General features: G+C 33.8%; 9 protein-coding genes. 7 read left to right on the top strand and 2 right to left on the bottom strand.

Annotated features, from left to right (window positions below; genetic code table 11):
- Positions 1 to 136 precede the first annotated feature (136 nt).
- From purH to rodA, 6 genes are all read left to right on the top strand, one after another.
- Positions 137 to 1669, top strand: a complete 1533-nt coding sequence (gene purH / locus TD18_RS03225; RefSeq protein ID WP_040248379.1) for a bifunctional phosphoribosylaminoimidazolecarboxamide formyltransferase/IMP cyclohydrolase — start codon at positions 137 to 139, stop codon at positions 1667 to 1669.
- Between the two features lie 216 nt (positions 1670 to 1885).
- A complete protein-coding gene (locus TD18_RS03220; RefSeq protein ID WP_033960946.1) occupies positions 1886 to 2914 on the top strand; it encodes a rod shape-determining protein in 1029 nt (342 codons plus the stop codon).
- Positions 2915 to 2933: 19 nt separating this feature from the next.
- On the top strand, positions 2934 to 3761 hold the full coding sequence (mreC, locus tag TD18_RS03215; protein WP_040248375.1) for a rod shape-determining protein MreC: 828 nt from the start codon (positions 2934 to 2936) through the stop codon (positions 3759 to 3761).
- A complete protein-coding gene (locus tag TD18_RS03210) occupies positions 3754 to 4260 on the top strand; it encodes a hypothetical protein (RefSeq protein WP_040248373.1) in 507 nt (168 codons plus the stop codon). The genes mreC and TD18_RS03210 overlap by 8 nt, the downstream gene beginning before the upstream one ends.
- Positions 4257 to 6209, top strand: a complete 1953-nt coding sequence (gene mrdA / locus TD18_RS03205) for a penicillin-binding protein 2 (RefSeq protein WP_052461027.1) — start codon at positions 4257 to 4259, stop codon at positions 6207 to 6209. Before TD18_RS03210 ends, mrdA begins: the two co-directional genes overlap by 4 nt.
- A gap of 2 nt (positions 6210 to 6211) precedes the next feature.
- Positions 6212 to 7492 carry a rod shape-determining protein RodA gene (rodA, locus tag TD18_RS03200; RefSeq protein WP_040248371.1) on the top strand — a complete coding sequence of 427 codons (1281 nt, stop codon included), beginning with the start codon at positions 6212 to 6214 and terminating at the stop codon, positions 7490 to 7492.
- 63 nt (positions 7493 to 7555) lie between these two features.
- Here rodA and TD18_RS03195 read toward each other — a convergent pair whose 3' ends face one another.
- Entirely contained in the window at positions 7556 to 10186 is a 2631-nt protein-coding gene (locus tag TD18_RS03195; protein WP_040248369.1) for a valine--tRNA ligase, read from the bottom strand.
- 187 nt (positions 10187 to 10373) lie between these two features.
- On the opposite strand from TD18_RS03195, the gene TD18_RS03190 reads away from it, so the two are divergent.
- Positions 10374 to 10802, top strand: coding sequence for a DUF1573 domain-containing protein (locus TD18_RS03190; RefSeq protein WP_040248759.1), 429 nt, complete (start codon positions 10374 to 10376; stop codon positions 10800 to 10802).
- A gap of 33 nt (positions 10803 to 10835) precedes the next feature.
- On the opposite strand, the gene TD18_RS03185 is transcribed toward TD18_RS03190, so the two are convergent.
- On the bottom strand, positions 10836 to 12176 hold the full coding sequence (locus TD18_RS03185) for a pepsin/retropepsin-like aspartic protease family protein (RefSeq protein ID WP_040248367.1): 1341 nt from the start codon (positions 12174 to 12176) through the stop codon (positions 10836 to 10838).
- Positions 12177 to 12220: the final 44 nt, after the last annotated feature.

The following is a 12220-nucleotide window of genomic DNA, read 5'->3' as shown; positions in this document are numbered from 1 at the left end:
TTCAACAATTTATTGTTACAAAAAACTTAAATAAACTCCATTTTTCGGTAATAATAACTATTGATATTATGTATTTTTGGGTTTTAATTTTTACAACATCGTTTCTTAAGAAAAAACGAACTACAACAACACAACAATGAGTAACAACAAAGCAATTAAATCTGCATTAATTTCAGTTTTTAGCAAGGAAGGCTTAGAACCAATCGTAAAACAACTCAACGCGCAAAATGTCACCATTTATTCAACAGGAGGTACCGAAAAATTCATCAAGGATTTAGGTATAAATGTCGTACCAGTAGAAGATGTCACCTCGTATCCTTCAATTCTTGGTGGACGTGTAAAAACCCTACATCCAAAAGTTTTTGGAGGTATTTTAAACCGTCAAAATAATGAAAGTGATGTGGCAGAACTAGTTGATTTCGATATTCCGCAAATTGATTTAGTAATAGTAGATTTATATCCCTTTGAAAAAACTGTAGCTTCTGGCGCTTCCAATCAGGATATTATTGAAAAAATAGATATTGGAGGTATTTCATTAATTAGAGCTGCTGCAAAAAATTATGCAGATGTGATTTGCGTATCTTCAGTTGATGATTATTCAGAGTTTTTAGATCTGCTGACTTCCAAAAATGGCGCTACTTCTGAAGCAGATAGAAAACATTTTGCAGCCAAAGCATTCAATGTATCATCACATTATGATGCTGCGATTTTCAACTACTTTAATGCAAAACATGAAATTGCTTCATTAAAAATTAGTGAAACAAACGGTAAAGTATTGCGTTATGGTGAAAACCCTCATCAACGTGGTTTTTTCTTCGGAAACTTTGACGATATATTTACAAAACTCCACGGAAAAGAATTAAGCTACAATAACCTTTTAGATGTTGATGCTGCTGTGAATTTAATGAACGAATTTAAAGGAGAAGCTCCCACATTTGCTATATTAAAACACAACAACGCATGTGGTTTTGCACAACGTGACACTATACGTCAGGCTTATGTTGATGCCTTAGCAGGCGATCCTGTTTCGGCTTTTGGAGGTATTTTAATTGCTAATACTGAAATTGATAAAGCGACTGCTGAAGAGATTCATACACTTTTTTGTGAAGTTGTCATTGCGCCTTCGTTTTCTGAAGATGCCTTAGTCATTTTAAAAGGAAAGAAAAATCGAATTATTCTAATTCTTAAGGATACTGAATTTTCAAAAACGACTGTAAGAGCCTGCTTAAATGGTGTTTTGGTTCAAGACAAAGACAATAAAACAGACAGCCTTGATGACTTAACGTATGCTACTAACACTAAGCCAACTCAAAACGAGTTAGACGACTTAATATTTGCTTCGAAAATTTGTAAGCATACCAAATCTAATACTATTGTTTTAGCAAAAAATAAACAATTATGTGCAAGTGGAACCGGACAAACAAGTCGTGTAGATGCCTTAAATCAAGCCATTCATAAAGCACAGTCATTTAATTTTGATTTAAAAGGAGCAGTCATGGCAAGTGATGCCTTTTTTCCGTTTCCAGATTGTGTAGAGATTGCAGACAATGCAGGAATTACGGCTGTAATACAACCAGGTGGCTCGATTAAAGACCAGTTAACCATTGATTATTGCAATGCGCACAATCTCGCCATGGTGATGACTGGAACACGACATTTTAAACACTAATGTTCCTTTAGAGAAAGGAATCTGATGAATGGTAGTTTTTTATTAAATTATAAACATCCAAAACTAAAAACTAAACGTTTAACTATAAAATGTTAATCGCTTAGCTTTCATATAAATTGAAATAGAAATAAACTGTAAATATTTAGTAAGTTTTACTACATTTACAAAAGACCAAAAACTGAATACAATAACGCCCTCATAATTTTAAAATAACACATGGGATTTTTTGACTTCTTAACCGAAGAAATAGCCATAGATTTAGGAACTGCGAACACGCTTATTATCCACAACGACAAAGTAGTTGTAGATAGTCCTTCCATAGTTGCACGAGATAGAATTTCAGGAAAAATTATCGCTGTTGGTAAAGAAGCCAACATGATGCAAGGAAAAACACATGAAAATATCAAAACTATTAGACCATTGAAAGATGGTGTAATTGCCGATTTCGATGCCTCTGAACAAATGATAAGCATGTTTATTAAAAACATTCCTGCGCTTAAAAAGAAATTATTTACACCTGCACTTCGTATGGTAGTTTGCATTCCCTCAGGAATTACTGAAGTAGAAATGCGAGCCGTAAAAGAATCCTGTGAGCGTGTTAATGGCAAAGAAGTGTATTTAATTCACGAACCAATGGCAGCAGCTATTGGTATTGGTATTGATATCATGCAACCCAAAGGCAACATGATTGTCGATATTGGTGGTGGAACCACAGAAATTGCTGTGATTGCCCTAGGTGGTATTGTTTGTGACAAATCAGTTAAAGTTGCAGGTGACGTATTTACTAACGATATTATTTATTACATGCGAACGCAACACAACCTCTATGTAGGCGATCGTACTGCTGAAAAAATCAAGATTCAAATTGGTGCTGCAACCGAAGACTTAGATCTTCCACCAGAAGAAATGAGTGTTCAAGGTCGTGACTTATTGACCGGAAAACCGAAACAAGTACAGATTTCTTATCGTGAAATTGCAAAAGCACTTGATAAATCAATTTTAAGAATTGAAGATTCTGTGATGGAAACCTTATCACAAACACCTCCAGAACTAGCTGCTGATATTTACAATACAGGTATTTATTTAGCAGGTGGTGGATCGATGTTAAGAGGATTAGACAAACGTTTATCTCAAAAAACAGATTTACCTGTTTACATTGCTGAAGATCCATTAAGAGCTGTTGTTCGTGGTACAGGAATTACACTTAAAAACTTACCTAAATTTAAAAGTGTATTGATAAAATAACTGAGAATACCTACTTAACATGCAACAGATTATAAACTTTGTCATTAGAAACAAAACCTCTCTTTTGTTTCTGCTGCTGTTTTTTGTATCAATTGCTCTTACGATTCAATCGCATTCCTATCATAAAAGTAAATTTATTAATTCTGCAAACTTTTTTACTGGTGGTATTTATGAAAGTGCCAGCAATGTTTCCAATTATTTTGATTTAAAAACACAAAATGAAATTTTGGTTGAGGAAAATAACAAACTACGTTCGCTTATCCTGAATGGTATAGATTCTATGGACACTTCAATTTCTAAAATTGATTCAACTTCATATAACGGTCGCTATAAAATTCAAACAGCAAAGGTTATTAATAACAATTATACATCTTCTAAGAACTATCTAACCATTAACAAAGGTGAAAAACATGGCGTTACAGAAGATTTAGCAGTTATTACTTCAAAAGGAATTGTTGGAATTATAGATAATACGTCAAATGGATATGCAAGAGTACTCTCCATTTTAAATACAAAAAGCAGAATAAATGCACAGTTACAATCATCTAACCACATTGGATCTTTAGTTTGGAATGCCAAATCATCAGCCATGGTTCAGCTAACAGATATTTCAAAATTTGCACCAGTAAAGCAAGGAGATACTATTGTAACAGGAGGACAATCGTCTATCTTTCCTCAAGGAATACCTATTGGACTGGTTGAAGATTTCATATTAGATATAAGTGGTGACACTTACACAATTAACGTCAAGCCGTTTAACGATATGACCAATTTATCACACACCTATATAATAGAAAATTTAGATGCTCAAGAAATAAAACAATTAGAGAATCCGGTGAATGAATAGTTTAAATATTAATAGCATCATAAGATTTGTAGTGTTAGTATTAGCACAGGCTTTGATTTTTAATCATATCAATTTTATGGATTCGGTAAATCCGTATCCTTACATCCTGTTTATTCTGTTATTTCCTGTAAATAATAACCGAACTTTATTTATTTTCTTAAGTTTTATGCTTGGGTTGTTTGTTGATCTATTTTCAGATTCTGGTGGAGTACATGCTGCAGCCTGCGTGACTATCGCATTTGCAAGACCTCCAATTCTAAAATTTGCATTTGGTATGGTTTACGAACACCAGAATATAAAATTCAACAATACTGAATTTGGGAATAGAGTTATCTATTTTCTGATTTTGATAATTCTCCATCATCTCATTATTTTCTCCCTAGAAGTTTTTAACATATCAAACATACTTTTAGTGCTAAAAAAGACGTTGTTCTCAAGTGTATTTACGCTTATACTTTGTATATTAATATCAGTGCTGTTCAGCAATAGACAACGATGAGAAAACTTTTACTCTTATTCATGGTAATCATAGTAGGACTATTATTTATTGGTCGCTTGTTTTATTTACAAGTTTACAATAAAGAAGCGTATAGTCTTTACGAAGATAATGCCATTAGAAAAGAATACAATTACCCTAAACGAGGTTATGTTTATGATAGAAATGGCAAACTTCTTGTAGCTAATCAGCCTTCATACGATGTTATGGTAATTCCCAGAGAGGTTGAGCCTTTAGACACTTTAGAGTTTTGTAGTCTTCTTAAAATTACAAAAGAAGATTTCAAAAGAATATACGAAAAAGCTTATAATTACTCACCACGTTTACCTTCGGTTTTTGTGCCACAATTATCCAAAAAGGACTATGCCGTTCTTCAGGAAAAAATGAGAAAATTTGATGGGTTCTATATTCAAAAACGTTCGCTCAGAGATTACCAGACCACTATTGGTGCCAATGTTTTAGGTGACATTGGCGAAGTTAACAATCGTAATATTGAAAATGATCCTTATTACAAAATGGGAGATCTTATTGGCAAACAAGGTGTTGAGATTTCTTATGAAAATGTTTTACGCGGTGTTAAAGGCATTAAGTTTATACAAAAAGATAGATTCAACAAAAATATCGGACCATATAAAGAGGGAAAATTTGACACCCTACCACAACCAGGAAAAGATATTACGATTACCATCGATTCTGAATTACAACAATATGGCGAATTATTAATGACCAATAAAAGAGGTGGTATTGTTGCTATTGATCCAAGTAACGGAGAAATTTTAGCATTAATTTCTGCTCCAAGTTATAATCCGAACATACTGGTTGGAAGAGGTCGTTCTAAAAACTTTACAAAATTATTTAGAGACAGTATTGCAAAGCCTTTATTTGACCGAGGTTTACAAGCACAATATCCTCCTGGATCTCCTTTTAAAGTCATTAATGCCCTCATAGCACTACAAGAAGGTGTTGTTGACACCAATGATAAATTCACCTGCAGAATGGGGTATTATTATGGCAGCCGTAAACTTACAGGTTGCCACCATCATAAAAGTCCCGTTGCTATGAACGACGGAATCGCTCAGTCTTGTAATGCCTATTTTGTGAATATTTACCGAAGAATTATTGATAATTATGATGATGCTGGAGATGCCATGAATAAATGGGCTACACATGCTAAAAGTTTCGGTCTCGGAGATTTCCTAGGCTACGATTTACAAGTTGGAAGACCTGGTCGAATTCCAGATGGTGATTATTATGACAGAGCTTATGGTGATAATCGATGGGGTTCTACGTACATTGTTTCTAATGCAATTGGACAAGGTGAAGTTGAAGCCACTCCAATTCAGTTAGCCAATATGGCTGCCGCTATTGGTAATCGAGGTTATTATTACACACCTCACATTATAAAAGCCATTGAAGGTGATACTATTCCGAGTAAATACACCACACCAAATTATACAACCATTGATAAACGTCATTTTGAACCAGTCGTTCAAGGCATGTTCGATGTGTATAATGAAGGAACTGCAAAAACACTGAGAGTTCCTGGAATTGATATTTGTGGAAAAACAGGAACTGCTGAAAACTTTATGAAAATTGATAGCGTCAAAACTCAACTCACCGATCATTCCATATTTGTTGCTTTTGCTCCTAAAGATGATCCAAAAATTGCTATTGCTGTTTTTGTTGAAAATGGATATTGGGGAAGTCGTTTTGCGGGCAGAATGGCAAGTTTAATGATTGAAAAATACATTAAAGGAGAAATTACGAGAACAGATATGGAAGACTGGATCTTAACTCACAGTCTTGAAAACGAATACGCAAAACCATATTCTGGTGAGCCTTTTAAAATTAATGGCGAAACTACGCTGCAAGTCGTTGAGAAAGTTCAGGCTCCAAAAAGCATTGATTATGATAATTCTATATCGACTAACTCAAATCAACCAAATCAATAATCATGAATAGAGAAAACCACAGAGGTTTTAAATTTGATTGGGTAATAATCGTTTTATTTTTACTCCTGGTTTCTTTTGGGTGGTTAAATATCATGTCTGCATCTCATGTTGGTGAGATTGAAAACTATTTTGATATGAGTCAACTTTACGGAAAGCAACTCGTCTTTCTTGGACTCACATTTGTGTTGATTGTATTGATACTTTCTGTAGAAGCTAAGTTTTATGAACGATTTGCAAGTATTATTTACATCGTTGCCATGCTGGCTCTTGTTGGATTGTTTATCTTCGGAAAAGATGTCAATGGTGCAAGATCTTGGTACGGCATTGGGAGTATGACCATACAACCCAGCGAATTTGCAAAGTTTGCAACGGCTTTGGCAGTTGCAAAATACATGAGTGATTTACAAACTGACATGAATACTTTAAAGGATCAATTGCGAGCAGTAGCAATTATTGTCCTTCCTGCCATTCTAATTCTTCTTCAAAACGATGCTGGTAGTACATTGGTTTATGTGTCTTTCTTTTTTGTGTTTTACCGAGAAGGTCTACAACAAATATATTTAGCAATAGCGCTATCAATCATTATTTTGGCCGTTTTATCTCTTAAATTCGGAATTGTAATCACTGCTAGTATTGCTGCTTTAGTCATCTTCGGAATCTATTTCTTTAGACGAAAAAAACGCGCTTCCATTATTCAATCTGTTGTTGTTCTTTTAATTTGTATTTCATTTTCAACTGGTGTAAAATTGTTTTATGAACATGTCTTAAAACCGCATCAACAAAACAGAATTAGCCTTTGGCTTCGACTCGAAAAAGATCCTGTAAAACTCGAACGCATGAAAAAGGAAGAGGCTTACAATCTCATACAATCTGAAAAAGCAATAAGTTCTGGTGGCTTTTCTGGAAAAGGTTTTTTGGAAGGTACTCGAACGACAGGAAAATTTGTACCTGAACAAGAAACCGATTATATTTTTAGCACTGTTGGCGAAGAATGGGGATTTTTAGGAAGCACATTCGTTGTCCTGCTTTTTGTTGCACTTATCGTAAGAATTTTAATCTTAGCCGAATCTCAAAAATCGCAATTTAGTCGTGTTTATGGCTATGGCGTTGCCTCTATCCTATTCATTCACTTTACAATTAATACAGGCATGGTTATGGGTTTAATCCCAACCGTTGGAATTCCACTTCCGTTTTTTAGTTATGGTGGTTCCGGACTTTGGGGATTTACTATTTTACTGTTTATTTTTGTAAAGTTGGATAGTAATAAGATTAATGAATGGTAAATAATAAAACCTACAAGGTTTTTAAAAACCTTGCAGGTTGAGAATTTTACTCCAATGATAAAATTATTTCAAACTAGCCAAACTAGCTTTTAAGGTTTCAATCTTAGCTAAAGCATCAGCTTCTTTCTTCTTTTCTGAAGCGACGACCTGCTCTGGAGCATTATTGACAAAGCGTTCGTTTTTCAGCTTGCCCTGAACCGATTTTAAAAAGCCTTCAGTGTACTTTAATTCTTCATTTAATTTTTCAATTTCAGCTTCAACATCAATACTTCCTTCCATCGGAATAAAATATTCATTTGACAACACTCTAAATGTTAATGCACCTTCAACAGGTTCAGAAACTGATTTCACTTCTGAAATATGTCCCATTTTAGAAATGACAGCATTGTATTTAGAATCAAAGCCTTCATTATTCAAAACCATCAATTCAATAGCATCTTTGAACGCAATATTCTTTTCTTTACGAATGGTTCTAATTCCTGAAACCACATCTTTAACTGTTTCAAAATTTGAAATAAGCTGAGAATCGAACGCCTTCACTTCAGGATATTTTGCAATGATTAAAGCGTCTTCAGAGGAACGCTCTTCAATTCTTTGCCAGATATCTTCTGTTATGAATGGCATAAAAGGATGTACTATTTTTAAGTTGCCCTCAAATATAGACATCACTTCTTTATACGTTTTAGAATCTATTGGTTGCTGATATGCAGGTTTTACCATTTCCAGCATCCAACCACAAAAATCATCATAAATCAACTTATATATCACCATCAATGCATCACTTAATCTGTACTTACTGAAGTGATCTTCAATTTCTGTCAATGCAGCCTGAAATTTAGATTGATACCATTCTAAAGCAACTTTACTAGATTCTGGCTGTTCAATATCTTTAACTTCCCAAAGCGTTGTTAAATAAAAAGCGCTCCAGATTTTATTAGCAAAGCCTCTACCTTGATTACAAAGGGATTCATCAAACATCAAATCATTTCCTGCAGCAGCACTTAACAATAGTCCAACTCTGACGCCATCAGCTCCATAGTCTTCTATTAGTTTTAAAGCATCTGGAGAGTTTCCAAGCGATTTAGACATTTTTCGACGTTGCTTATCTCTAACCAATCCTGTTAAATACACATTTTCAAAAGGTCGTTCATCTTTATATTCATATCCAGCAATAATCATACGTGCTACCCAAAAGAATAGAATATCTGGACCAGTTACCAGATCGTTTGTTGGATAATAATATTTAATTTCTTCGTTCTCAGGATGTCTAATACCATCAAACACACTTATTGGCCATAACCAAGATGAGAACCAAGTGTCTAAAGCGTCTGAATCTTGTCGTAAGTCGTTGTTTGTTAGTTGATGGTTGGCTGTTTTTTCTTTTGCTAATTCTAGAGCTAAATCAATATTTTCAGCAACAACAAAATCTTCTTTTCCATCTCCATAATAATAAGCAGGAATTTGTTGTCCCCAACGCAACTGACGAGAGATATTCCAATCGCGAATATTCTCCATCCAATGTCTGTACGTATTTTCAAATTTCTTCGGAAATAATTTCACTTCACCATTGGTTAAAACAGCATCAATAGCAGGTTGTGCTAATTCTTCCATCTTCAAGAACCACTGATCACTTAAACGCGGTTCAATAACAGCTTTGGTGCGTTCTGATGTTCCAACTTTATTGATGTGGTTTTCAGTTTTCAACAATAAACCTTTATCCTCTAATTCTTTAGCTATAGCTTTTCTAACTGCAAAACGATCCTGACCTTCGTAATGCATTCCGAAGCTATTCAAAGTTGCATCCTCATTGAAAATATCTACTACTTCAAGATTGTATTTATCACCTAAAACTTTATCATTTTCATCGTGTGCAGGTGTCACTTTTAAACAACCTGTACCAAACTCGATATCGACATACTCATCTTCAATGATTGGAATCACTCTTCCGCAGATAGGCACAATAGCTTTCTTTCCTTTTAGATGAGAAAAACGCTCATCATCTGGATTGATACAAATTGCAGTATCGCCAAAAATAGTTTCTGGTCTTGTTGTAGCTATGGTCAATGTTTCATTACTACCTTCAATTTGATATTTTAGGTAATACAGTAAACCTTGTTGCTCCACATGAATCACTTCTTCATCAGAAAGTGTTGTTTTAGCTTCAGGATCCCAATTTACCATGCGATATCCTCTGTAAATTAGTCCTTTATTATATAAATCGACAAACACTTTAACTACAGCTTCACTCATATCGTCATCCATTGTGAATTTGGTACGATCCCAATCACATGAACAACCTAATTTTTTTAACTGCTCAAGAATCACTCCTCCATATTCTTCAGTCCATTCCCAAGCATGCTTTAAAAACTCCTCACGACTCAAATCATTTTTATCAATTCCTTGAGCTTTAAGCTTAGCAGCAACTTTAGCTTCAGTCGCAATGGAGGCATGGTCTGTTCCAGGAACCCAACACGCATTTTTCCCTTGCAATCTTGCTCTACGAATAAGCACGTCCTGAATGGTATTGTTAAGCATGTGTCCCATATGTAAAACTCCTGTCACATTTGGAGGAGGAATAACTATAGTATAAGGCTCTCTTTGATCTGGAACAGAATGAAAATAATTATGCTCCATCCAGTAGTTATACCACTTGCTCTCTACACTAGATGATGAATATTTTGTTGGTATGTTCATGCTTTGGTATTGTTTTTGCTTTATGACAGACAAAAGTACTTATATTTCTTTTTTTGCGAAATTAATGTCGGCATATTATTGTCAGATTTCTTAATGAGGTTGTTAATATTAATGTATTACATCTAATTAATTTTGCAGAATCGTAAAAAGTAAGTAGTTTTGATAGTATCAATTTAAAATTTAAATGATGAAAAATGTAATGTTAATTTTATTTGTTGGTTTACTAAGCCTAGGTTCTTTTGCTCAGGAAAAAGTTGCTAAAATAGAATTTGAAACCGACGTAATTGATTATGGAACCATTGAAAAAGGTTCTGATGGTGTTAGAGTATTTAAATTTACAAACACTGGAAATGCACCTTTAATTATTTCTAATGTGAAGTCAACATGTGGTTGTACGGTTCCAAAAAAACCAGACGGACCAATTATGCCAGGTGAAACTGGTGAGATTTCTGTAAAGTATGACACAAACAGAGTAAATCCGATTAGAAAAACAATTACAGTAACGTCTAACGCTGAAACACCAACAGTAGCTCTTAAAATTAAGGGATTAGTCGTAGACTCTAGTAAGGAAAATCCACTAGAGAAAAAAGACAAAAGTGTTATGGAACAACTATAGCTCTAATAAATATGTATAAGAAAGAACTCTCTTTTAAGGGAGTTCTTTTTGTTTAAACACATCTTCTAATCTAAAATCAAAAGACATAATTGCACCATTTCTATCTACCGTTAGAGAAATTAATTTGCCAGTTTTAGATTTAAAATAACCAATTACATGTTGAAGTTCTAAAGTATGCGTATCCTTTCCATTTATTGTTAATATAACATCACCTCGTAATAGTCCAACTTTTTCAGCAGGAGAATTTTTACGAATTTCGACAATCGTATAAGCTGGCTTTACAGCAAGTTTATAATGGGTAATGGTTTCAACATGAATATTAAAATCGGTTTTATCATCATAACCCAATCCAGAACGTTTCTCTCTTTCTTTGATTAAAACAACCCCATTCTGCTCGATAATAATTCCACTTTTATTGTACGAGAATGAGGCATTGAAGTTTCTATTTTTCTTAAGTGTTAACTTTTTATTTTTATAATCAACGATCATATTAAATCGCTTCAGTACTTCTCCAGAAATACTACCATTTCGATGCGTATTCTTACGAGCAAAACTAATTGATGTTGAATCTGGAAAAGCAGTATTGACATTATTCAGTTCAAAACTCTTCAATTTAAATTTTTCTATTTTAGATCGTTTACCATAGATATTACCACTTAGCCCTTTTCCTAAAAAATCTTCAAAATACATATTTTCAGTTGGAACTAAGCCTTTATCTTCATTTTCAAAAATCCATAAGGCATCACTGCTACCTGTATCAATGAGAAGTTTTACTGGCACAAAATTAGAATCGACTTCTATTTCACCTGTAATAAATGGCTTATTTTTGTAAAAAGACAGCTCAAAAGTCTCACACTTTTTACAAGATTTATAGATGTAACGCTCAGGTTTATGAAGCACAATATATTTGGAGGCATAATTAATTTCAACTATGAAATCTTTGAATAAATCATAGCCAATAATCCCGTGAACTGGCTTTCCTAATCTCGGTGTAAAATTTATTGAAGTATCAAAAACCACATAAATATCCTGATTGACATTTAAGGCATTACCAATGCTTAAGAAATTATTTTTTGATTTAATCGCTTCCACAGGATCTCCACCACCAAGACCACGTAATAAAATAGTTTCTACTTTATTTATTTGAAGTGAATCAATATTTGCGAGGTTAAACAAAATGGGCTTACTAACTCCAGAATCTAAGACAAAAGATAACTCAACACCATTAAGTTCAACAGGAAGAAGAATAAGATTACCAACCAAATCAAATCTTATCTTATCTTTTTCTAAACTTGGCAAATTAAAATCTGTTTGCGAAAAAGACGAGGTTAAAACAAATAGTAAAAACAGTATATAAAGATTTTTTTTTAGCATTAGTTGGATTGTAATTAACTCAATTTACAAATCTTCGGATGAAG

The organism is Psychroserpens mesophilus, from assembly GCF_000826645.1.
Classification (GTDB): domain Bacteria; phylum Bacteroidota; class Bacteroidia; order Flavobacteriales; family Flavobacteriaceae; genus Psychroserpens; species Psychroserpens mesophilus.
Note: the sequence above shows the minus strand (reverse complement) of the source record. Positions and strands in the feature narration are given on the sequence as shown.

Excerpts from the sequence above, each read along its gene's own strand:
- TD18_RS03195 (WP_040248369.1), bottom strand. The coding sequence starts at position 10,186 with ATGAACATACCAACAAAATATTCATCATCTAGTGTAGAGAGCAAGTGG.
- mreC (WP_040248375.1), top strand. The coding sequence starts at position 2,934 with ATGCAACAGATTATAAACTTTGTCATTAGAAACAAAACCTCTCTTTTG.
- rodA (WP_040248371.1), top strand. The coding sequence starts at position 6,212 with ATGAATAGAGAAAACCACAGAGGTTTTAAATTTGATTGGGTAATAATC.
- TD18_RS03190 (WP_040248759.1), top strand. The coding sequence starts at position 10,374 with ATGAAAAATGTAATGTTAATTTTATTTGTTGGTTTACTAAGCCTAGGT.
- mrdA (WP_052461027.1), top strand. The coding sequence starts at position 4,257 with ATGAGAAAACTTTTACTCTTATTCATGGTAATCATAGTAGGACTATTA.
- TD18_RS03210 (WP_040248373.1), top strand. The coding sequence starts at position 3,754 with ATGAATAGTTTAAATATTAATAGCATCATAAGATTTGTAGTGTTAGTA.
- TD18_RS03220 (WP_033960946.1), top strand. The coding sequence starts at position 1,886 with ATGGGATTTTTTGACTTCTTAACCGAAGAAATAGCCATAGATTTAGGA.
- purH (WP_040248379.1), top strand. The coding sequence starts at position 137 with ATGAGTAACAACAAAGCAATTAAATCTGCATTAATTTCAGTTTTTAGC.
- TD18_RS03185 (WP_040248367.1), bottom strand. The coding sequence starts at position 12,176 with ATGCTAAAAAAAAATCTTTATATACTGTTTTTACTATTTGTTTTAACC.